This window comes from Stenotrophomonas sp., assembly GCF_035634915.1.
In the GTDB taxonomy this organism is placed as follows: Bacteria; Pseudomonadota; Gammaproteobacteria; order Xanthomonadales; family Xanthomonadaceae; genus Stenotrophomonas.
This window is the reverse complement of record NZ_DASQCB010000023.1, coordinates 198,393-220,827: the sequence shown is the minus strand read 5'-3', so window position 1 is coordinate 220,827 and position 22,435 is coordinate 198,393. Positions and strand designations below refer to the sequence as shown.

General features: G+C 68.0%; 19 protein-coding genes. 5 read left to right on the top strand and 14 right to left on the bottom strand.

The genetic code is table 11. The features are described from left to right. Positions 1 to 156 precede the first annotated feature (156 nt). Positions 157 to 606 (top strand): REP-associated tyrosine transposase, encoded by a 450-nt coding sequence (locus tag VER16_RS18395; protein ID WP_324810626.1) that lies wholly within the window; start codon positions 157 to 159, stop codon positions 604 to 606. 120 nt (positions 607 to 726) lie between these two features. Here VER16_RS18395 and VER16_RS18390 read toward each other — a convergent pair whose 3' ends face one another. Further along, positions 727 to 1,644: an LpxL/LpxP family Kdo(2)-lipid IV(A) lauroyl/palmitoleoyl acyltransferase gene (locus VER16_RS18390; protein ID WP_324810549.1), complete on the bottom strand. Its 918-nt coding sequence runs from the start codon at positions 1,642 to 1,644 to the stop codon at positions 727 to 729. A gap of 60 nt (positions 1,645 to 1,704) precedes the next feature. Here VER16_RS18390 and waaA point away from each other — a divergent pair, with 60 nt between their 5' ends. Together waaA and VER16_RS18380 are read left to right on the top strand one after the other, a co-directional pair. Continuing rightward, positions 1,705 to 3,003, top strand: coding sequence for a lipid IV(A) 3-deoxy-D-manno-octulosonic acid transferase (waaA, locus tag VER16_RS18385; protein ID WP_324810547.1), 1,299 nt, complete (start codon positions 1,705 to 1,707; stop codon positions 3,001 to 3,003). 208 nt (positions 3,004 to 3,211) lie between these two features. Continuing rightward, the gene (locus VER16_RS18380) at positions 3,212 to 4,465 is read left to right on the top strand and encodes an amino acid transporter (RefSeq protein ID WP_324810545.1); all 1,254 of its coding nucleotides are present in this window, start codon (positions 3,212 to 3,214) and stop codon (positions 4,463 to 4,465) included. A gap of 104 nt (positions 4,466 to 4,569) precedes the next feature. On the opposite strand, the gene VER16_RS18375 is transcribed toward VER16_RS18380, so the two are convergent. The 3 genes from VER16_RS18375 to VER16_RS18365 form a co-directional block, all read right to left on the bottom strand. Beyond that, on the bottom strand, positions 4,570 to 5,928 hold the full coding sequence (locus VER16_RS18375) for a TolC family outer membrane protein (protein WP_324810542.1): 1,359 nt from the start codon (positions 5,926 to 5,928) through the stop codon (positions 4,570 to 4,572). A gap of 16 nt (positions 5,929 to 5,944) precedes the next feature. After that, entirely contained in the window at positions 5,945 to 6,592 is a 648-nt protein-coding gene (locus VER16_RS18370; protein ID WP_079223190.1) for a protein-L-isoaspartate O-methyltransferase family protein, read from the bottom strand. Positions 6,593 to 6,731: 139 nt separating this feature from the next. Further along, positions 6,732 to 7,409 carry a TetR/AcrR family transcriptional regulator gene (locus VER16_RS18365; protein WP_324810539.1) on the bottom strand — a complete coding sequence of 226 codons (678 nt, stop codon included), beginning with the start codon at positions 7,407 to 7,409 and terminating at the stop codon, positions 6,732 to 6,734. A gap of 121 nt (positions 7,410 to 7,530) precedes the next feature. On the opposite strand from VER16_RS18365, the gene VER16_RS18360 reads away from it, so the two are divergent. Together VER16_RS18360 and VER16_RS18355 are read left to right on the top strand one after the other, a co-directional pair. Beyond that, entirely contained in the window at positions 7,531 to 8,661 is a 1,131-nt protein-coding gene (locus tag VER16_RS18360) for an efflux RND transporter periplasmic adaptor subunit (protein WP_324810536.1), read from the top strand. 4 nt (positions 8,662 to 8,665) lie between these two features. Continuing rightward, entirely contained in the window at positions 8,666 to 11,827 is a 3,162-nt protein-coding gene (locus VER16_RS18355) for an efflux RND transporter permease subunit (protein ID WP_324810534.1), read from the top strand. Positions 11,828 to 11,957: 130 nt separating this feature from the next. Here the strand turns inward: VER16_RS18355 and VER16_RS18350 are convergent, their stop codons facing one another. The 10 genes from VER16_RS18350 to ilvC form a co-directional block, all read right to left on the bottom strand. Continuing rightward, positions 11,958 to 12,287 carry a hypothetical protein gene (locus VER16_RS18350; protein WP_324810532.1) on the bottom strand — a complete coding sequence of 110 codons (330 nt, stop codon included), beginning with the start codon at positions 12,285 to 12,287 and terminating at the stop codon, positions 11,958 to 11,960. A gap of 192 nt (positions 12,288 to 12,479) precedes the next feature. Continuing rightward, positions 12,480 to 13,541, bottom strand: a complete 1,062-nt coding sequence (gene leuB, locus VER16_RS18345) for a 3-isopropylmalate dehydrogenase (protein ID WP_324810530.1) — start codon at positions 13,539 to 13,541, stop codon at positions 12,480 to 12,482. After that, a complete protein-coding gene (gene leuD / locus VER16_RS18340) occupies positions 13,531 to 14,109 on the bottom strand; it encodes a 3-isopropylmalate dehydratase small subunit (protein WP_324810526.1) in 579 nt (192 codons plus the stop codon). Before leuD ends, leuB begins: the two co-directional genes overlap by 11 nt. Then, positions 14,109 to 15,527: a 3-isopropylmalate dehydratase large subunit gene (gene leuC / locus VER16_RS18335; protein ID WP_324810524.1), complete on the bottom strand. Its 1,419-nt coding sequence runs from the start codon at positions 15,525 to 15,527 to the stop codon at positions 14,109 to 14,111. Before leuC ends, leuD begins: the two co-directional genes overlap by 1 nt. A 60-nt stretch (positions 15,528 to 15,587) precedes the next feature. Next, positions 15,588 to 16,361, bottom strand: a complete 774-nt coding sequence (locus VER16_RS18330) for a class I SAM-dependent methyltransferase (RefSeq protein WP_324810522.1) — start codon at positions 16,359 to 16,361, stop codon at positions 15,588 to 15,590. 10 nt (positions 16,362 to 16,371) lie between these two features. Further along, positions 16,372 to 17,955 (bottom strand): 2-isopropylmalate synthase, encoded by a 1,584-nt coding sequence (locus VER16_RS18325; protein ID WP_324810520.1) that lies wholly within the window; start codon positions 17,953 to 17,955, stop codon positions 16,372 to 16,374. Then, positions 17,952 to 19,040 carry a threonine dehydratase gene (locus VER16_RS18320; protein WP_324810519.1) on the bottom strand — a complete coding sequence of 363 codons (1,089 nt, stop codon included), beginning with the start codon at positions 19,038 to 19,040 and terminating at the stop codon, positions 17,952 to 17,954. The genes VER16_RS18325 and VER16_RS18320 overlap by 4 nt, the downstream gene beginning before the upstream one ends. Positions 19,041 to 19,139: 99 nt before the next feature. Beyond that, positions 19,140 to 19,388 (bottom strand): ACT domain-containing protein, encoded by a 249-nt coding sequence (locus VER16_RS18315; RefSeq protein ID WP_324810516.1) that lies wholly within the window; start codon positions 19,386 to 19,388, stop codon positions 19,140 to 19,142. Then, complete coding sequence (gene ilvG, locus VER16_RS18310) at positions 19,372 to 21,108, bottom strand: acetolactate synthase 2 catalytic subunit (RefSeq protein ID WP_324810514.1); 1,737 nt, start codon at positions 21,106 to 21,108, stop codon at positions 19,372 to 19,374. Before ilvG ends, VER16_RS18315 begins: the two co-directional genes overlap by 17 nt. 38 nt (positions 21,109 to 21,146) lie before the next feature. Next, complete coding sequence (gene ilvC / locus VER16_RS18305; protein WP_324810512.1) at positions 21,147 to 22,121, bottom strand: ketol-acid reductoisomerase; 975 nt, start codon at positions 22,119 to 22,121, stop codon at positions 21,147 to 21,149. Positions 22,122 to 22,435: the final 314 nt, after the last annotated feature.

Below are 22,435 nucleotides of genomic sequence, written 5' to 3'. Positions count from 1 at the left end.
GCGTGGATCTACTGCAACGTCCGCGGCAGATCCACGCCATGCGTGGATGCCGATGCCCCCCAGTAGATCCACGCCATGCGTGGATGGAGCTTTCCCGACGCCGCGACGGGCAAACCCCCAATACCGGCGTTCGTGCACCTGCCGCACGCTGGCGTCATGGCCAGCCCAAGACTCCGCTACGGTCGCCACTCCAGCACCGGCATCGTGTACTCATTGACCACGACCACCCTTGGCCGTGAACCCTTCTTCTCCGATGCCGCCAACGTCGCGGTTCTGGTCGACGCCCTGCGCTTCGTCGAGCGCGCCGGCATCAGCCACAGCCTGGCCTGGGTGGTGATGCCCGACCACCTTCATTGGTTGATGGAACTGCAGCAAGGCACGCTTGCCGAGTGCATGTCCCTGCTCAAATCCCGCAGCAGCCGCCTGCTGAACCAGCAGCTGGGCCGACGCGGCGCGCTATGGCAGCACGGGTACCACGACCATGCGGTCCGCACCGACGAGTCACTTCACGAGAAAGCCATGTACATCATGGCCAATCCGGTCCGCGCCGGGTTGGCGTGCGTGGTGGGGAAGTATCCCTACGCGTGGTGCCGGTGGCCGTTGTAATCCGTGGCACCGCGCGAAAATCATCCACGCATGGCGTGGATCTACTACCTCGCGCACGCCCTGCGCGGATGCAGCATCCCCACAGCAGATCCACGCCATGCGTGGATGCGGTATGCCGGGTTATCTGTAGAAATCGCTTCGCCCACCGGGCTGGCGCTTGAACCGTCGGTGGATCCACAGGTACTGGTCCGGGGCTTCGCGCACCATCTGTTCGATGGCCTGGTTGACCCGCGTGGTATCGGCGGCCACGTCCTCGCTGGGGAAGTTCTCCAGCGGCGCGCCGATCTTCAGGAAATACTTCCCGCCTTCGCGACGGTGGAAGTAGGGGATCACCGCGCAGCCGGTCATCCGCGCCAGCTGGTGGGTGGCGGTGATGGTGGCGGCGGTGTGGCCGAAGAACGGCACGAACACGGTGTCCTTGCCGCGCATGTCCTGGTCCGGCGCGTACCACAGGAAGCCGCCCTTCTTCAGGTGGCGCACGGTGGCACGAATGTCCTCGTTGGCGTACATCGCCTTGGCATAGCGCAGCCGGCCGAACTTCACCGCCCACTCGTACACCGGGTTCTTGTGCCTGCGGTACATGCCCGACAGGTCGACGTGGTCGCACAGCAGGCGGCCGCACATTTCCAGCGTCATGAAGTGCCCCGACACCAGCAGCACGCCGCGCCCTTCGGCCTGCATCTGCTTGAGGTGCTCCAGGCCCTCGATCTGCACCTGCGGGCGGATGCTGTCGATGCTGCCCCACCACGAACGCGCGCATTCGAAGATGCCCACGCCGAGGGCGTCGAAGCTGTCGCGCACCAGGCGGTTGCGCCAGGCCTCGTCCTTCTCGGGGAAGCACAGCTTCAGGTTGACCTCGGCGGCACGGCGGCGGCTGCCGAGCAGGCGCCAGGTGATCCAGCCGACGCCGCGGCCGAGCGCGCGCTGCAGCATCCAGGGCAGCCGGGCAATGCCGAAGGCGGCGAACATGGCCGCGAACATCGGCCAGTTGCGGGGATCGGCCAGGGACGGGCGGACGGCGGTAGAGGCATCGGACATGCCGCCATTCTACCAACCCCGCCGCGTGTCTTTCCCGGGGGGCTCCCGTATCCTTGCCGCATGCGTAAAGACCCTGTCGAATGGATCCTGCGCGGCCTGTATTCGGTCGTGCTCTACATCCTGCTGCCGATCACCGTGTACCACCTGGTGTGGCGCGGCTTCCGGGTCCGTGAGTACTTCCGGCGCTGGGATGAACGCTATGCGTCCTATCCGCAGCCGACCGGCCAGCCGCGGGTCTGGCTGCATGCCGTCTCGGTGGGCGAGGTCAACGCCGCCGCGCCACTGGTCAATGCCCTGCGCGAGCAGCGCCCGGACATCCGTTGGGTCATCACCACCATCACCCCGACCGGGTCGGAGCGGGTGCGCGCGCTGTGGGGCGATGCGCTGGACCACGTCTACCTGCCGTATGACGTGCCGGGCAGCGTCAACCGCTTCCTCGGCCATTTCCAGCCCAGCCTGGCGCTGATCCTGGAAACCGAGCTGTGGCCGAACATGCTGTTCGGCTGCCGCGACCGCCGCATCCCGGTCTACATCCTCAACGCCCGCCTGTCGGCCCGTTCGCTGCGCGGATACCGGGTGCTGGCTGCGCTCATCCGCCGCGCGCTGCGCACCGTCACCTGCGTGGCCGCACAGTCGGAAGACGATGCGGCGCGCTTCGTGCAGCTCGGCGCGGCACCGGAGCAGGTGCAGGCGCTGGGCAACCTGAAGTTTGACATCACCACGCCGGACGTGCGGCCGTTCGTGGCCCAGTTCCATGCGCAGGTGCCGGCGTCGCGTCCGGTGTGGATCGCTGCCAGCACCCACGATGGCGAGGAGCAGGCGGTGATCGACCTGCATCGGCGCCTGCGCGGGCGCCATCCGGATCTGCTGCTGCTGTGGGCACCACGCCATCCCGAACGCTTCCCGAAGGTCGAAGCGCTGGCCCGCGAGCAGGGCTGGAGCGTGGCCACCCGCCGTGCACAGCAGTGGCCGGGGGCGGGCACCGAAGTGTTCGTCATCGATACGCTGGGCGAACTGATGCCGTTCTACGGCTGCGCGCAGGTCGCCTTCGTCGGCGGCAGCCTGCAGGCCATCGGCGGCCACAACCTGCTGGAACCGGCGGCGATGGGCACGGCCGCAGTGACCGGTCCGCACCTGCACAACTTTGCCGAAATTTCGCGGCGCATGCGCGAGGCTGGCGCGCTGCTGATCGGCGAGGACGTGCAGGCGGTGGGCGATCTGCTGCAGCACCTGCTGGAGGATGCGCGGGCCCGCGAAGACATGGCCCGGGCTGGCTGCACGCTGGTCAGCAACGGCCGCGGCGCGCTGCAGCGCACCCTGGCGCTGGTCGCGCCGCACCTGCCGCCGCCACGCGACTGAGGCGAGGGACGCGCGCAGGCGCTGTCGCGTTCAACGGTTTCAAGTCTGCTTGATGCTGCTTGTGCTGTCGTGCCAGGACCGTTCCTGGCCATCGCTGCGTGTCAGTCATCACAGCGCAGCATGGATCTGGCCGATTCTGATTCCGTCTCCCTGTCCGGCCTGCCAGCCTGATGTCCACCACGCTTGGGCGGCATCAAGGAGGCTTGCGATGAAGGATGACAGCGGTACCGTTCCGCACGGCGGGCGCGCGGCGTTTGATCGGTTGGGCACCGACCATCTGCTGGTGCTGGCACTGACCCTGCTGATCGGTGGCAGCGTCATCACGCTGGTCAGCCAGAACACGGCCGTGCGTGCCGGGCCCGCCATCGTGCTCAGCCTGCTGCTGGCGGCCTTTGGGACAGTGCCACTGCTGTTCTGCCTGCGCGAAGTGATCCGCCGCTCGCCGGGCGCGGCCGGGTTGCCGGGCCTCCTGCAGGAAACATGCGGCAGGCGCCTGGCGGCGGTGCTGCTGGGGCTGCTGCTGCTGGAACTGCTGGCCACCCTGGCCGGTGCCGCGCAGTCGGGCGCGCGCCACCTGTACGCGGCGCTGCATGTCCTGGGCGGACATCCGCAGCGCGGGTTGCCTTTACCGCTGGCGGCGGCGCTGGGGCTGCTGCCGGTGGCCGTGGTGGCCATGCTCAGGCCCCGCCGGGCGGTGCTGGTGGTGTGCGTGCTGCTGACGCTCAAGGTCGGCGTGGGCCTGCTGCTGGTCTTGCTCGCCGCGCGATACGTGCACTACGGCAACTGGGTGCCGTGGATACCGTCGTCGACGGGTGCGGATCGCTTCGGGTTTGGCGGTGTGCTTGCCGCCGCCTCCCCGCTGCTGGGCGTATTCGCCAGTGCAGGTCTGCTGTTGAGCGTTGCCCCGCGGGTGGAGCGGCCACACCAGCAGCTGGCGCACGCGGCAGGGGGCGCGGTTCTGGCCGCGATGCTGTTGCTGATGGGGCTGGCCGCGCTGCAGTCCGGGCTGGTGCAGTTCGCGGTGTTGGACAGTACGCGGCCACTGTCGGTCGCCGTGCAGAGCGTGCCTCCGCTTCAGTGGATGTTGCCGCTGCTGCCGGTGGGGGGATGGGCTGGGCTGATGGCGTTGCAGGTGGTGGTGCTGGTGCTTGCGGTGGAACTGTTGCCGTCGCTGTGGCGGCGGCCGGGTGCCAGTCAGGATGATCGCGACCCGGGGCGGGCGACGCTGGCCCTGGGAATGGCCGTGCTGGCGATGCTGCTGGTGCCATGGCTGCCTGAGCGCGCGGTGCTGCCACCGGGCCTGGCCGCGCTGCCGCTGCTGGCGGTGCTGTGCCTGGGTCTGCTGCGCCCACAGCGCCCGTTGCCGCGTCAGCGTGCGGCATTGATCGGCCTGCTGGCACCGTTGGCGGCCATGTTGTGCCTGGTGCCAGTGGCCCGGCAGATCCTGCTCTGGCACGGGTAGGGATGCGCGCGCAAAGCGCCAACCAAGGTTGGCATCCATCAGGCGCGCCCACAAAAAAGCCACCCTCGCGGGTGGCTTCTTCGTACTACCAGGCGGGCAACGACTCAGTTCGTGGTCGTTGCCGGGTTGCCGGCATCCTGGGTCAGCAGGCGGTTGATGTCCTGCAGTTCCGCCACGTCCAGCGCGCCCAGCGACTGGCTCAGCAGCAGACGGTTCTGCAGGAAGGTGTAACGGGCGTTGGCGTAATCCAGCTGCGCCGAGAACAAGATGCGCTGGTTCTGGATCACGTCCAGCACGGTGCGGGTACCCACTTCCAGGCCGACCTGCGAGGCGTCATACGCGCTCTGCGCCGAAACCACCGCCAGGCGGCGGGCTTCCACTTCGCTGATGCCCTGCACCAGGGTCTGGTAGGCATTGCGGGTGTTGCGGTCCAGGGCGCGCTTCTGCTGCTCGTAGCCGTCCTGGGCGATGTCACGCTGGGCCAGTGCCTGGCGCACGCCGGACTGGGTGGCACCGCCGGAGAAGATCGGCACGCTCAGGGTCAGGCCGATGCTGTTGGTACGCGCATCCGGGGACAGCGAGCCGGCACCGGTGCTGTCGCCCCAGGTTGCGCTCTTGCCCCAGCTGCCGCCCAGCGACAGGGTCGGGTAGTGGCCGCCACGTGCCGCCTGCACGCCGGCTTCAGCCGCGCTGACCTTCAGTTCCTGCGCCTTCAGCGCCGGGTTCTGGCTGGTCGCCTGCTGCACCAGTTCGCTGATGTTGCCGCGGTTGGCCGGCACTTCCGGACGGAAATCGGCCGGCAGGCCCTTCAGGTTGACCACTGGCTGGCCGGTCAGTTCGGTCAGGGCCTGGTAGTTGTCGGCCAGGGTGTTCTGCGCAACGATGGTGTTGGCGCGTGCCTGGTCGTACTGGGCACGCGCTTCGTGCACGTCGGTGATCGGCGCCAGGCCCACTTCCAGGCGCTTGTCGGCGAAGTCGAACTGCTTCTTCGCGGCCGCTTCATTGGTCTGTGCGGCGTTCAGCGATTCGATCGCCACCAGCACGTTGAAGTAGGCCGCCGAGGTGCGCACGATCAGGCTGTCGTTGGCCGAATCGAGGGTGAAATCCGCCGCCTTGCTCAGCTCGCGCTGCGAACGCAGGTTGTTGATCTGGGTCCAGTTGAACAGCGTCTGGCTGCCGTCAACGGTGTAGCTGCGGCGCTTGCTCATCACCGATCCGGAGTTGGCATCGGCATTGGCCTCGCTGCGCGTGCGGTTCAGCGCGGCGGTGCCGTTGATCTGCGGCAGCAGCGCAGCACGCGCCTGCACGGCGCCTTCCTTGTCATACAGCCGGGTGGATTCGGCGGCCGACAGTTGCGGATCGCCATTGCGTGCCATTTCGTAGACCTGCAGCAGGTCGGCGGCATGGGCGGACAACGGCAGCAGGGCAGTGGCCAGCGCAACAGCGAGGGATCGGCGGATCATTGCGGCTTCCTTGGACTCAGAGGTGGAACTGGGGTGCCGGGGCGGCACCGCGCAGGTAATCGATATCGGTTTCGAACAGCGATTCGGTGCTGCCATCGGCCTTGACCAGCAGGGCTTCCATGGCCGGCGAGCGGCCGTGGATCACGAACAGGCGACCACCCGGACGCAGCCACGAGGCGAACTGTGACGGCACCACGTCAACCGCACCAGTGACACAGATCACGTCAAAACGGCGTTCGGTCTGCCAGGCCAGCGCATCGGCCACTTCAACGCGGACGTTGGTGCCCAGGCCGGAAGCATCCAGGCGCGCACGCGCGGCGGCGGCCAGTTCCGGGTCGATTTCCAGGCTCAGCACGTCGCGCGCCAGGGCGCCGATGCAGGCGGCCAGGAAGCCGCTGCCGGTGCCGATTTCCAGCACTTCGTCACCCGGCTGCAGATCCAGCGCCTGCAGGGTACGGCCCTCGATGACCGGCTTCATCATCTTCTGGCCGTTGCCGATCGGCAGCTCGACATCGGCATAGGCCAGTGCCCGGTGCGCGTCGGCGACAAAGGCCTCGCGCGGCAGGCGGGCGAGCACGTCGAGCACCTTGATGTCCAGCACGTCCCAGGGACGGATCTGCTGTTCCACCATCAGTTCGCGGGCGTGGGCGTAATCAATCGTCATGAGGTTCAAATCCAGCGCAGTGGGCCGGCCATTTTACCGGTGCCGGAGGCCGGCGGCGCGCCCAGAGCATCAGCTGCCGGGCGGCCGGGGTCGCAGTGCCGGAAGTCATCGCGACCTCCGGTTCGTTCAGGTTCGTCCTTCAGGCGGTCCGGGCCCCCCGCGGCGCATAGGCGCGCAGGAAGAAATCGACGCTGTCGGGCACGTGGCTGGAAGCATCGCACTGACCCGGTGACAGCGGCATGCCGCACATCCGGTTCATATGCACTTCGCCCTTGATGAGGGTCAGGAACTGCTGGCCGGCCAGGCGGAAATCGCTGATCTCCAGCTCGCCGCGCGCGGTGCGCGAGCGCAGGAAATCGGCCAGCGCCTCGCAGGTGCGCTCCGGGCCGGCCTGCCAGAACAGTTCGCGCAGGCGTTCGTCGGTCTCCGGGGCCATCATCACCCGCTGCACCGAGATCGCCGCATCGGAGGTGATCATCTCGAAGAAGGCCTGTCCGATGCCCAGCAGCTGGTCGCGCAACGGGCCTTCGGCATCGGCCACGAACAGCGCGTCCGGCAGCATTTCCATGCACTTGGACTGCACAGCTTCGGTGAAAAGCGTTTCTTTATCGCCGAAATGGCTGTAAACGGTCAGCTTCGATACGCCGGCCTGGGCGGCGATACTGTCCATGCTCACGCCGGTGTAGCCCTGTTCGACGAACAGGGTCTTGGCCGCTTCGAGGATCGCCGCGCGCTTGCCGAGGTCCTTCGGACGCCCGGGTCCGGCGGCCTTGGCAGCAGGCTTGGCCGACGCTTTGCGGGAAGTGGGAGAACTCATTCCCGTAATACTAGACCAACCGGTTCGATATTTATACTATACCGGCCAGTTTACTAAATTGGGGTCGACGCCCGCGTCGGCTTCCCCGCGATTGAACCCTGCGTTTTCAGGACGTTGACCGATGAAGAGCGTGCGCTGGCTGGGCGGTATGGTGTGGGTGGTGGCGCTGGCCGCCTGTTCGGGGCCGGAGCAGGCGCCGCAGGCTGCGGTACCGGTGCTGGTGGTGCATCCCGGCGAGCAGGCCGGGCAGGGCGCAGCGTCGTTCCCGGGCACGATCCGTGCGCGGCAGGAAAGCCCGTTGTCGTTCCGTGTGGGCGGCAACCTGGTCAAGCGCAACGTCGATGCCGGCCAGCGGGTGAAGAAGGGCGACGTGCTGGCCGAACTGGACGTGGCCGATTTCGCTCTGCAGGCGCGCGCCTCGCAGGCGCAGCTGGCTGCGGCCGAGGCGGATCTGGCGCGTACCCGCGATGACCTCAAGCGTTACCAGGTGCTGGCCGACCAGCAGCTGGTCAGCCGTTCGCAGCTGGACCAGCAGAGCGCCGCGTTCAAGGCCGCGCAGGGCCAGGCCAACGCGGCCCGCGCGAACCTCGACGTGCTGCGCAACCAGGCCGGCTATGCCCAGCTGCGCGCGCCGGCCGACGGCGTGATCGCCAGCCGCGAGGCCGAAGCCGGGCAGGTGGTATCGGCCGGCCAGACCATCTTCAACCTGGCCGCCGATGGCGCCCGCGAAGTGCTGATCGATCTGCCCGAAGCCACCTTCCGCGATTACGCGGTGGGCCAGCCGGTGCAGGTGGAACTGTGGAACCGGCCGGGCCAGCGCCTGCCGGGCACGATCCGCGAGATTGCCGCTGCCGCCGATGCGCAGGCACGTACCTATGCGACCCGGGTCAGCCTGGCCGCCGATGCGCTGGCCGATGTCGAACTGGGGCAGAGCGCGCGGGTGTTCAGCAGCGCCGGCCGCAACGGCACCCTGCAGCTGCCGCTGGCCGCGTTGCAGCGCGGTGCCAACGGCGCGTCCAGCGTCTGGGTGGTGGACCCGGCCAACAGCACGCTGAAGGAAGTAGCCGTCACCACCGGTGCCTATGGCAGCGACAGCGTGCCGGTGTTGTCCGGCGTCGCTGCCGGTGATTGGGTGGTGGCCGCGGGTGGCCACCTGCTGCGCGCCGGCCAGCCGGTGACCGCCGTGGACCGGCAGAACCGTCCGGTGCTGAAGCCGGCCGCGCCGGTCGCCGCGCCCAAGGCCAAGGAGTAAGCCGGTGCGCCGTTTCAATCTTTCCGAGTGGGCGCTGGCCAACCGTCCGCTGGTGCTGTTTGCCATGCTTGCCTTTGCAGTGATCGGCGCGTGGTCGTACAAGCACCTCGGCCAGTCCGAGGATCCGCCGTTCACCTTCAAGGCGATGGTGGTGCGCACGCAGTGGCCCGGTGCCACCGCCGAGCAGGTCTCGCGGCAGGTGACCGAGCCGATCGAGAAGGCGCTGATGAACACCGGCGAGTACGAGTTCATCCGTTCGTACTCGCGCCCGGGCGAATCGCAGGTGATCTTCATGGCCCGCGACAGCCTGCGTTCCAAGCAGATTCCGGACCTGTGGTACCAGGTGCGCAAGCGCGTGGGCGACATCCGCGCCACGCTGCCGCGCGAGATCGTCGGCCCGTTCTACAACGATGAATTCGGCGATACCTACGGCAACATCTATGCGCTCACCGGCAAGGGCTTCGACTATGCGGTGATGCGTGACTACGCCGACCGCATCCAGCTGGAACTGCAGCGCGTGCCCGACGTGGGCAAGATCGACCTGGTCGGCCTGCAGGACGAGAAGGTGTGGATCGAGCTGTCCAACACCCGCCTGGCCACGCTGGGCCTGTCGATGCAGCAGGTGCAGCAGGCACTGGCCGACCAGAACGCGATTGCCGGCACCAGCTTCTTTGAAACGCCGACCGACCGCGTGCAGCTGCGTGTGACCGGCCAGTTCGACAGCATCGAGGCGATCCGCCAGTTCCCGGTGCGGGCCGGTGATCGCACCGTGCACCTGGGCGACATCGCCGAGGTCAAGCGCGGCTTCGCCGATCCGGCTTCGCCGAAGATGCGCTTCATGGGTGAAGAAGCCATCGGCCTTGCCGTGGGCATGAAGGACGGCGGTGACATCCTCAAGCTGGGTGCGAACCTGGATGCGGAGTTCGAACGCCTGCAGAAGACCCTGCCGGCCGGCATGCAGCTGCGCAAGGTCTCCGACCAGCCGCAGGCAGTGGAAGAATCCGTCGGCGAATTCGTGCAGGTGCTGACCGAGGCGGTGGTGATCGTGCTGCTGGTCAGCTTCTTCTCGCTGGGCCTGCGTACGGGGCTGGTGGTGGGCGTGACCATCCCGCTGGTGCTGGCGATGACCTTCTTCGTCATGCACTACTTCGGCATCGGCCTGCACAAGATCTCGCTCGGTGCGCTGGTGCTGGCCCTGGGCCTGCTGGTGGACGATGCGATCATCGCGGTGGAAATGATGGCCACCAAGATGGAGCAGGGCTACGACCGCCTGCGTGCGGCCAGCTTTGCCTGGGAATCGACCGCGTTCCCGATGCTGACCGGTACCCTGATCACCGCGGCCGGCTTCCTGCCGATTGCCACCGCGGCCTCGAGCACCGGCGAGTACACCCGCTCGCTGTTCCAGGTGGTGACCATCGCGCTGGTGGTGTCGTGGATCGCGGCGGTGCTGTTCATCCCGTACCTGGGCGACAAGATGCTGCCGGACCTGTTCAATCCGCAGCCGCCCAAGGCGGGCAGTCTGGCCGGGCGTTGGTTGGCGAAGCGCCGGCAGTGGGCTGATTGCTACCCGGCGCTGGCCAACCTGATTGCCCCGGCGCAGCACGGCCATGACCACGATCCATACCAGCGGCCGTTCTACACGCGTTTCCGCCGCTTCCTGGATGCCTGCCTGCGCCATCGCTGGTGGGTGATCGCTGCGACCATCGGTCTGTTCGTGTTCTCGCTGATGATGTTCCGCTTCGTGCCGCAGCAGTTCTTCCCCGATTCGACCCGGCCGGAACTGATGGTCGACATCGAGCTGGCCGAAGGTGCATCGCTGCGTTCGACCCAGGCGCAGGTGGAGAAGCTGGAGAAGCTGCTGCAGGGCCGCGAGGACATCGCCAACTACGTGTCGTACGTGGGCACCGGTTCGCCGCGCTTCTACCTGCCGCTGGACCAGCAGCTGCCGGCGACCAACTTCGCCCAGTTCGTGGTGCTGGCCAAGGACATCCACGCCCGCGAGACCGCGCGTTCGTGGCTGCTGAAGGATGTCATCCCGCAGTTCCCGGACGTGCAGATGCGGGTAACGCGCCTGGAGAACGGCCCGCCGGTGGGCTACCCCGTGCAGCTGCGCGTGTCCGGCGAGCACATCGCGCAGGTGCAGGCCATCGCGCGCCAGGTCGAGGCCAAGGTGCGTGAGAACCCGCATGTCACCAACGTCAACCTGGACTGGAGCGAGCCGAGCAAGGTGGTGCGCCTGGTGATCGACCAGGAGCGTGCACGCGCGCTGGGCGTGAGCAGTGCGCAGGTCAGCCAGTTCCTGGCCAGTTCGCTGGCCGGGCAGTCGGTGAGCGTGTACCGCGAAGGCAACCGCCAGATCGAGATGCTGCTGCGTGGCCCGGCCGACGAGCGTGACCAGCTGCAGCTGCTGTCCAGCCTGGCCATGCCAACCGCCAACGGCGGCAGCATCACGCTGTCGCAGGTGGCGACGATGGAATATGGCTTCGAGGACGGCATCATCTGGCACCGCAACCGCCTGCCGACGGTAACCGTGCGCGCCGACATCGGCGATGGCATGCAGCCGCTGGACGTGGTGCAGCAGCTCCTGCCGACGCTCGACGGCATCCGTGCGCAGCTGCCCAGCGGCTATCTGCTGGAAACCGGCGGTACGGTGGAGGATTCGGCGCGCGGCCAGGATTCGATCAAGGCCGGCATGCCGCTGTTCCTGATCGTGGTGGCGACCCTGCTGATGCTGCAGCTGCGCAGCTTCTCGCGGGCGGCGATGGTGCTGGTGACCGCGCCGCTGGGCATCATCGGTGCCACCCTGTTCCTGCTGCTGTTCCGCGCGCCGTTCGGCTTCGTGGCGCTGCTGGGCACCATCGCGCTGGCCGGCATGATCATGCGTAACTCGGTGATCCTGATCGACCAGATCCAGCAGGACATCGATGCCGGGCATGACCGCTGGCATTCGATCATCGACGCCACGGTGCGCCGTTTCCGTCCGATCGTGCTGACTGCACTGGCGGCAGTGCTGGCAATGATTCCGCTGTCGCGCAGCGCGTTCTACGGCTCGATGGCGATCTCGATCATGGGTGGCCTGATCGTCGGCACCGTGCTGACCCTGGTGTTCCTGCCGGCGTTGTACGCGGCGTGGTTCCGGGTCAAGCCGGGCGAGGCGCGCGATTGATGGTGCCGGGGTCGGATCCCGGCTCCGGTAGAGTCGAGCTTGCTCGACTGCCGTTGCCCGGGGCGGATCCCTTTCCCGCAGGGAAAGGGCTCTGACCCCATCCACGACCTCATCCACGCATGGCGTGGATCTACCGGGCTGGTGCGTTCCGGTAGGCAACGCCGCGCACGGCCAGCAGGAAGAGCACGGCGGTAAGCAGCGTCAACAGCATCGGAATGATCTCATCGACGGCCAGCCACAGCACATTGGCCCAAGCCTCTGTCAGTGCGCTGCCGGAGTAATACGCCAGCGCCGCCATGGCCGGTGTCGCCACAAAGGGCCACAGGCACGTGGCCGTGGTCGACCAGGCCAATCCGGCGCTGCTGCGCGTGCGTACCCGCCGGTGCAGCATCCAGGCGGCAATTGCCGAAAGCAGCAACCCTGCGCCTGCGGCGATGCCGTTCATCAGATCAAGTGTCATCGAGGCCATGCTCCCTGGCAGCGGCGGTCCAATCCGCCGCCGCCATCTTGCACCATCCACGCACGGCGTGGATCTACCGGGGCACGGGTGCCTGCATCCACGCATGGCGTGGATCTACTGCACGGGCGGGATGCGCGGTGGTAGAGCCACCCCATGGGTGGCTGCGTGCAATGTCCGAGTGACGCCAGCAGATCAGGTGAGCTTGGCCAACACGGCGTCGGTGGCGGCGGCGGTGCTGACCGCCTGCCCCTTGGCCGCGAGGTCAGCGGTGAACACGCCGTCATCCAGCACCGCGTGCACGGCCGCTTCCACGGCAGCGGCTTCGGCCTCCAGGCCCAGCGAATGGCGCAGCAGCATGGCGGCGCTGAAGATCGTCGCGTAGGGATTGGCGATGCCCTTGCCGGCAATGTCCGGTGCCGAGCCGTGGATCGGCTCGTAGATGCCCACCGCACCCGGCTCGCCCAGCGAGGCCGACGGCAGCAGGCCCAGCGAGCCGGCCAGCATCGAGGCTTCGTCGGTGAGGATGTCGCCGAACATGTTCTCGGTGACGATCACGTCGTACTCGCGCGGCTTGGCCAGCAGGTGCATGGCCATCGAATCGACCAGCTGGTGTTCCAGCGCCACGTCCGGGAATTCCTCGCGGCCGATGCGCGCGGCCACGTCGCGCCACAGGCGCGAGGTTTCCAGCACGTTGGCCTTGTCCACCGAGGTGACCTTGCCGCGGCGCTGCTGGGCCAGGCGGAAGGCGCTGCGCATCACGCGTTCGATCTCGGCCACGGTGTAGCGGCACAGATCGCTGGCGCTGTCGGCGTCGCGGGTCTTGTCGCCGAAGTAGATGCCGCCGGTCAGTTCGCGCACCACCACGAAGTCCACGCCCTGCAGCAGCTCGGCCTTGATCGGCGAGGCGTGCAGCGCGGCTTCATGGGTGCGCACCGGGCGCAGGTTGGCGTACAGGCCCAGCGCCTTGCGGATCGCCAGCAGGCCCTGTTCCGGGCGCACCTTGGCGTTCGGGTCGGACCATTTCGGGCCGCCCACGGCGCCCAGCAGCACGGCGTCGGCGGCCTGGCAGGCAGCGAGGGTGGCGGCCGGCAGCGGCTCGCCGTGGCGGTCGATGGCGATGCCACCGATGTCGTGCTCGCTGAAGGTGAAGCTGTGGTTGAAGCGTTCGGCGACGGCCTTCAGGACGGCCACTGCGGCGGCGGCGACTTCCGGGCCGATGCCATCACCGGGCAGGACAACAATTTCAGCGTGCATGCTCACTCTCGTAACGTTCAATTTCAGGGACACGGCCCAACAGATACCCCAACTGGTCGACACCTTCCAGCAGGCAGGTGTGCGAGAAGCCATCCAGCGGGAAGGAATAGACGCGGCCGTCAGGCGTGCGCAGTTCGCGCGCGGCCACATCGATGGTCAGCTCGTCGTCCGGACGCTGCATCAGCGCCTGCACGTCGGCTTCGTCCAGCACGATCGGCAGCAGGCCGTTCTTCAGCGAATTGCCACGGAAGATGTCGGCGATCTCGCTGCTGACGATGGCGCGCAGGCCCAGGTCGGTCAGCGCCCACGGCGCATGTTCGCGCGAGGAACCGCAGCCGAAGTTGCGGCCGGCCAGCAGGATGCTGCGGCCGGCGTTGTGCGGCTGGTTGAAGGCGAAGTCGGGCACCGGCGAACCGTCGGCCTGCCAGCGCCAGTCATTGAACGCGTTGCGGCCCAGGCCGGCGCGTTCGGTGGTGGACAGGAACCGCGCCGGAATGATCTGGTCGGTGTCGATGTTGGTCTGCGCCAGCACCACGCTGGACGAGGTCAGGGTACGGAAACCGGCCATCACGCCACCTCCTGTGCGAACAGTTCGCGGGTGTCGGCCACCTGGCCCTTCACCGCGGCCCACGCCGCGCTCATCGGCGAGGCCAGCAGAGTGCGCGAACCGGGGCCCTGGCGGCCCTCGAAGTTGCGGTTGCTGGTGCTCACGGCCAGCTGGCCGGGGGCGACCAGGTCACCGTTCATGGCGATGCACATCGAGCAGCCCGGCTCGCGCCATTCGGCACCGGCCGCGCGCACGATCTCGTGGATGCCTTCGGCCTCGGCCTGGCGCTTGACGATTTCCGAGCCCGGCACCACCAGCATGCGCACGCCGTCGGCGACGTGGCGGCCACGCAGCACCTGCGCCACTTCGCGCATGTCGCTCAGGCGGCCATTGGTGCACGAGCCGACGAACACCACGTCGACCGGGGTGCCGGCCAAGGCCTTGCCGGCCTGGAAGTGCATGTAGTCCAGGCCCTTCTGCGCGGCGGCATCGTTGGCGGCCGGAATCGGCGTGTCCACGGCGATGGCGGTGCCCGGGTGGGTGCCCCAGGTCAGGGTCGGGCGGATGTCGGCGGCGTCGATGCGCACTTCGCTGTCGAAGCGCGCGCCTTCGTCGCTGCGCAGCTGCCGCCAGCGCGCCACGGCGGCATCGAAGTCGGCGCCCTTCGGGCCGCGTGGAGTGTTGGCCACGAAGTCGAAGGTGACCTGGTCGGGGGCGACCATGCCGGCGCGCGCACCTGCTTCGATCGACATGTTGCACAGGGTCATGCGCTGTTCCATGTCCATCGCTTCGATGGTGCTGCCACGGAACTCGATGACGTGGCCGGTGCCACCGTTGACGCCGATCACGCCGATGATGTGCAGGACCACGTCCTTGGCACCGACGCCCGGCGCCAGCGGGCCGTCGACGGTGATCGCGAAAGTCCTGGCCTTGCGCTGCAGCAGGCACTGCGTGGCCAGCACGTGGCCGACTTCGCTGGTGCCGATGCCGAAGGCCAGCGAACCGAACGCACCGTGGGTGGAGGTGTGGCTGTCGCCGCAGACGATGGTCATGCCCGGCTGGGTGAAGCCCTGTTCCGGCGCGATGACGTGGACGATGCCACGGTTGTCCGAGGCCATGTCGAACAGCTCGATGCCATGCTCGGCGCAGTTGCGCGCCAGGGTGGCGACCTGCGCTTCCGAGGCGGCGCTGGCGTAGGGCAGCTTGCCGTCTGCACCGGCCGGCAGGGTCGGGGTGGAGTGGTCCATCGTCGCCTTGGTGCGGTCCGGGCGACGCGGTGCCAAGCCGCGCGAACGCAGTTCGGTGAAGGCCTGCGGCGAGGTGACCTCGTGGATCAGGTGCAGGTCGATGTACAGCACGGCGGGGGCGCTGTCGGATTCGGGAACCACCACGTGGGCGTCCCACAGTTTGTCGTACAGGGTGCGGGGTGCGGAAGTCATGCGTATGCCTGGCAGAAGTACGAGATTGCGAACATCGGGAAAGAAGGTGAAACGGTCAAGTCAGCGACGGCGGGCGAGCACGCGCAGGCGCACGTAGTCGGCCAGCGGCCGGCCAGTTGCGTCACGCGGCAGGTCGTCCAGCAGGGCCACGGCGGCCTCGCGCACGGTGGCGCGGGCGGCCGCCGGCAGATCGTCCAGCAGCGGCGCGGCGAACACCCGCAGCCAGCCGGCCACGCCGGTCGGCAGCGCGGTCGGGCGCGGCGTGGTTTCGATCAGCTGCACCTGGAAGCCGTGCTGGCGCAGGCGGTCGGCGTAGGCATCGGCGGTGGGGAAATACCACTGGAATGCACTGGCGCCGTGGCCATGAGCCACGCGTGCGGCCTGCACCGCAGCGATGATCGTGGCCACGTTGCCATGGCCGCCGAACTCGGCGACGAAGCGGCCGCCGGGACGCAGGGCGCGGCGCACGCCTTCCAGCACGCGGTCCGGGTTGCCCATCCAATGCAGCGCGGCATTGCTGAACACCGCATCGAACTCGGCGTTGAAGGTCAGCGCATGGCCATCCATCACCTGCGCATCGACGCCGCGCGCGCGGGCGGCATGGATCAGTTCCGGCGAGGCATCCACGCCATGGATGCGTGCACCGCTGAGGGCCAGTTCGGTGCTGAGTACGCCATCGCCACAGCCCAGGTCGAGGATGCGTTCACCGCTGCGCGGGTCGAGCAGGCGCGACACCGCGCCGCCGAGCAGCGGCACGAAGCCGGCATCGATCGCATAGTCCTGGGCGTTCCACTGTTGGCCGGCGGCCGGGGTGGGGGTGTCGAAGGCGCTCATCTCAGCTTCCTCAGGCAGTGGCGGCGGTCGGGGTTTCGGTGCTGCTGGTAGCCGCCTGGCGCTGGCGCAGCAGACGGTTGGCCACGTCCAGCCAGGCCAGTGCGGAGGCTTCGATGATGTCCTTGCTGGTGCCGGTGCCGTCGTACTCCACGCCTTCGTGGCGCACGCTCAGGTTGGCTTCGCCACGCGCATCGGCACCGATGCCCACGCTGTGCACCTGGTAGCTGTCCAGCTGCAGCTGCACGCCGGTGGCGGCCGACAGCGCGCCGAACAGGGCATCGACCGGGCCATCGCCCTGCGCGGTTTCGGCCACGCGGTTGCCTTCCGGGTCGGACAGTTCGACCAGTGCGTTGGCGCGGCTGCCGACATCGCTGATGGTCATCGAGGCCAGGCGGTAGCCCTGGGTATTGGCGCCGCCCTGCATCAAGGTCTGCAGATCGGCGTCGGTGACCACGCGCTGCTGCTCGCACATCGCCTTGAACTGTTCGAAGACCAGCTTCAGTTCGTCTTCTTCCAGCCAGAAGCCCAGCGCACGCAGGCGCGATTCGACGGCGGCGCGGCCACTGTGGCGGCCCAGCACCATCTGCGAATCTTCCCAGCCCACGTCTTCCGGGCGCATGATTTCGTAGGTGCCGCGGTGGCGCAGCATGCCGTGCTGGTGGATGCCGGACTCGTGGGCAAAGGCATTGGCGCCGACGATGGCCTTGTTGCGCTGCACCGGCATGCCGACCAGGCGCTGCAGCAGCTGCGAGGTACCGACGATGCGCGGGGTGTTGATCGCGGTGTCCTGCTCGTAGAAGGCCTGGCGCACCTTCAGCACCATGGCGATTTCTTCCAGCGAGCAGTTGCCGGCGCGTTCGCCGATGCCGTTGATGGTGCACTCGACCTGGCGCGCGCCACCTTCGACGGCGGCCAGCGAGTTGGCCACGGCCAGGCCCAGGTCGTTGTGGCAGTGCGCGCTGAAGATCACGTTGGCCGCGTTCGGTACGTCGGCCACGCCGGCGATGACCTGCTGGAACATCGCGCGGATCTCTTCCGGCGTGGTGAAGCCGACGGTGTCGGGCAGGTTGACCGTGGTGGCGCCTGCAGCGATCGCCACGCGGGCCACTTCGATCAGGTAGTCCAGCTCGGTGCGGGTGGCATCCTCGGCCGAGAATTCGACATCGTCGACATATGAGCGGGCCAGGGTGACGTGCTTGCGTACCGATTCCAGGACCTGCTCGCGGGTCATGCGCAGCTTGTGCTCGCGGTGCAGCGGGCTGGTCGACAGGAACAGGTGCAGGCGCGGGTTGGCCGCTGCTTCCAGTGCGCGCGCGGAGGTTTCGATGTCGGCCTGCTGGCAGCGCGACAGCACCGCCAGGGTCAGGCTCGGGCGGCGCAGCTCACGGCCGATCAGGGCCATCGCTTCGCGGTCGGACTGCGAGCTGGCCGGGAAGCCGGTCTCGATGATGTCCACGCCCAGTTCGTCCAGCGCACGCGCCATCACCAGCTTCTGCGGCGGGCTCATGCTGCAGCCGGGGGACTGCTCGCCGTCACGCAGGGTGGTGTCGAAGATGCGGATGCGCGGGGTGGTAATTCGTTCGATGGTGGTCACAGGGAAATCTCCTCGACAGCGGGCGTTGCGGCTTGCAGGTGGGAAGGGGAAGGGGAAGAGGCGGGGACGCTGGCCCGGGTAGGCGAGCGCGGGCTTTCGCTGCGGCGCCGGCGCGGTTTGCGCGGCGGCCGGGGGCGGATGTCGGTGAGCAGGCCGGCCAGGACGCCGGCATCGATGTTGCCGCCGGAGACCACCGCACACTTGCGGCGGCCGGCCACGCGGCGGCCAGCGGCCAGGGCCAGGGCACCTGCGCCCTCTGCGATGATGTGTTCTTCCAGGGCCAGGCGGACCAGGGTTTCGCGCAGTTCGGCTTCGCGCACGATCACCACGTCGTCCAGCAGCGAGGCACACAGGCGGCGGGTCAGGTAGCCGGGCACCTTCACCCGCACGCCGTCGGCCAGCGATGGCACCGGGGCGATCTCGCTGACATCACCGTGGATCGCGCGGGCCATCGAATCCACGCCCTCGACCTGCGCGCCGATGATGCGCACGCCCTGTGATTTCAGTGCCAGCGCCACGCCGGAGGCCAGGCCACCGCCACCGATGGGCACGATCACCACGTCCGGTGCATGCGGAGCCAGTTCGATGCCGACCGTGCCCTGGCCGGCGATCACGTCGGCATCGTCGAAGGCGGACAGGAAGCGGTAGCCATGGCGCTGTGCCAGTTCGACGGCAAAGGCGAAGGCCTCGTCATAGCTGTTGCCGTGCTGGCGCACGGTGGCGCCCCAGTGGGCGACGCCAGCAATCTTGGTGGCCGGTGCGCCATGCGGCATCACGGTGATGGCCGGCACGTCCAGGCGGTAGGCGGCCCAGGCCACGCCCTGGGCGTGGTTGCCGGCCGAAGCGCAGATCACCGGCCGGGTATCGCCGCGCTCGCGGCCGGCCAGCAGGGCGTTCAATGCGCCGCGCACCTTGTAGGAACCGGTGCGCTGCAGGTTTTCCAGCTTCAGCCAGGTGCCGAAGCGCTCGGCATGGTGCAGCGGGGTAGGCGGCAGGAAGCGGCGCAGGCGGGCCTGCGCAGCCAGTACGTCGGCAACGCTTACGTCGCCGACATCGCTTTCGGTGCTGGCATCAGCGGCCGGCATGGGCCACCAGCGGGTTGCCGGGGAGCGCCGGGCGCGGGCACGGGCGACGAAGAAGACGCCTCCGTGCCGGCACCGCAGTCGCTACGGTACGGGTATTCATCATGCAACTCCTTCCACGGGCGTCAGCTGTACCGACACGCAGTCGTAGATCTTTTCCATCTGCCGGCACAGGGTGTCCGGCGGCCGTTGGCCATCGACCACCAGCTGCAGGTGCCAGCGTCCGTCATCGGCGGCCACCGGCGCGCCGTTGATCGCGCGCGGTGCGAAGCCGCGTCGCTCGGCCATGCCGATCACGCGCAGCAGCGCGCCTTCGGCCGGGTGCAGCACCAGGTCAAGCCGGTATTGCATTGGGGGTCTCCTGGCGTGCATGGGCGGGATTGCTTTCCAGCATGGTGCTGTTGGCGGTGTTGGGCGGCACCAGCGGCCATACGTTGGCGCGCGCATCAATGGCCACGTGCAGCAGTGCCGGGCCCGGTTCGGCCAGCAGCGCGGCCAGACCACCCTCGACGTCGTCGCGGTTGTCGATGCGGGTGGCGGCGATGCCGAACACCTTGGCCAAGGCCACGAAGTCCGGGTTGTCGGACAGATCGATCTCGCTGTAACGCTCGGCGAAGAACAGCTCCTGCCACTGCCGCACCATGCCCAGCGAACTGTTGTCCAGCAGCACGATCTTCACCGGCAGGCGGCAGCGGGCGATGGTGGCCAGCTCCTGCACGTTCATCATGAAGCTGCCATCGCCGGAGACCAGCACCACCGTGCGGTCGGGGCAGGCGAACTGCGCGCCCATCGCCGCCGGCAGGCCGAAGCCCATGGTGCCCAGCGCACCACTGGTCAGGTGGTTGCGCGGGTGGTTGAAGCGGCAGTGCTGGGCGACCCACATCTGGTGCTGGCCGACATCGCAGGCAATGACCGTATCGGCCGGCGCCACTTCGCTCAGGCGCTTCAGCAGCGCCGGGGCGTAGATGTGCTGGCCGGGTGCGTCGTAGCGGGCGGCGAAGCGATCACGGTGCTGGGCGCAGCGCCTGCGCCAGGCGTCCTGGTGGGCCTTGGGGGAGGGGAAGGCCGCACGCAGGGCGCGGATGGCATGGCCGACGTTGCCCGGCACGGCAACATCGGCGCTGCGCAGCTTGGAGATCTCGTAGGCGTCGGCGTCGATATGGACCACGCGGGCGAACGGGGCGAACTCGGCCAGCTTGCCGGTGGCACGATCATCGAAGCGCGCGCCCAGCACCAGCAGCAGGTCGCTTTCCTGCACCGCCATGTTGGCCGCGCGGGTGCCGTGCATGCCCAGCATGCCCAGCGAGTGCGGGTGCTGCGGCGGCAGCGCGCCCAGACCACGCAGGGTCATCACGGTGGGGATGGCGCTGGCCTCGACGAAGTCGCGCAGGTCCTGCACGGCCTCGCCCAGGGCAATGCCACCGCCGGCGTAGACCACCGGCTTCTCGGCCGCCGCCAGCGCTGCGATGGCTTCGGCAATGGCCGCATCGGCCGCCGCAGCGGGCGGCTCGACGCTGGCCGGCACGTGCGCTGGCAGGTGGCCGGCGTCGGCCAGCTGCACATCCTTGGGCAGGTCGATCAGCACCGGGCCGGGGCGGCCCTCGCGCGCAATGCGGAACGCATCGGCCACCACGCGCGGCAGATCATCGACACTGCGCACCAGCCAGCTGTGCTTGACGATAGGCAGGGTCAGGCCGAACACATCCAGTTCCTGGAAGGCGTCGGTGCCCAGCAGCGGTGTACCGACCTGGCCGGTGATGCAGACCATCGGCACCGAATCCAGCATCGCATCGGCGATGCCGGTGACCAGGTTCGACGCGCCGGGGCCGGAGGTGGCCACGCAGACGCCAACCTGGCCGCTGGCGCGGGCAAAGCCATTGGCCGCCAGTGCCGCACCCTGCTCATGGCGCACCAGGATGTGCTTCAGCGACGAATCCACCAGCGCGTCGTAGAACGGCATGATGGTGCCGCCGGGATAGCCGAACAGCGTACGGACACCCTCGGCCTCCAGCGCCTGGGTCAGCCAGCGCGCGCCGTTGGGCGGCGCGCTGCGGTGTGTGGGAGAGTTCATGGGGGAACCTTGCAAAGCGGGTGGGGTGGGCTGCGTGGTTACGCAGCCTGTCCTTGCAACCAGACCATCTTGGCGCGCAGTTCCTTGCCCACCTTCTCGATCGGGTGCTCCAGGTCGGCCTGCTTGAACTTGTTGTAGTTCGGCAGGCCCGCTTCGTACTCGGCCACCCAGTTCTTGGTGAAGGTGCCGTCCTGGATGTCCTTGAGGACTTCCTTCATGCGCTCCTTGGTGCCAGCGTCGATCACGCGCGGGCCACTGACGTAGTCGCCGTACTGGGCGGTCTCGGAGATGAATTCCAGCATGCGCGAGATGCCGCCTTCGTAGAACAGGTCAACGATCAGCTTCAGTTCGTGCAGCACTTCGTAATAGGCGATTTCCGGCTGGTAGCCGGCTTCCACCAGGGTCTCGAAACCGGCCTGCACCAGTGCCGAGGCACCGCCGCACAGCACCGCCTGCTCGCCGAACAGATCGGTTTCGGTTTCTTCCTTGAAGGTGGTCTGGATCAGGTTGGCGCGCGCGCCGCCCAGACCGGCCGCATAGGCCTGCGCGTGCTGCGCGGCATTGCCGCTGACATCCTGGTAGACGGCCCAGATGCACGGCACGCCGCGGCCGATTTCGTACTCGCGACGGACCAGCGCGCCCGGGCCCTTCGGCGCAACCAGCACCACGTCCAGGTCGGCGCGCGGCTCGATCATGCCGTAATGCACGTTCAGGCCGTGGGCGAACAGCAGGCAGGCACCCTGCTTCATGTTCGGCGCCAGCACATCGTTGTAGAGCTTCTTCTGCACCATGTCCGGGGTCAGCACGGCGACCAGGTCGGCGTTCTTCACCGCCTCGGCCGGTGCCACCACGGTGAAGCCATCGGCCTGCGCCTTGGCTTCGGTCGGGCCGCCCGGGCGCAGGCCTACCACCACGTCGAAGCCGGATTCGCGCAGGTTCAGTGCGTGGGCGCGGCCCTGGCTGCCGTAGCCGATGACGGCGATCTTGGTCTGGGGCAGGTCGTTGGTGCTCATGGGGGAGGTTCCTTGCGTGGGAAGAAAAAAGACGGCCGGCAGTCGAAGCGACGTACCGGCCGGTCAGGGGAAAATGGTGGGGGAGGCGCCGCGCATCGCACGGGCACAGCCACCACGAGGCGTCGTGGCGTGGCAGGTCCGGGTTTTGCGGTTGGCGGTGTTCATGGTGGTTGCGTCTGAAACCAGGTCTTGAAATGAAAAAACCCGCACCGGGGCGGGTGCGGGTTTTTGATCGAGTTCCGGTGTGTCTGTTGCTTACACGCTGGCTCGTCCCGCACCTGTTGGTTGGGTAATAAGTACGAGCACAAGAATCG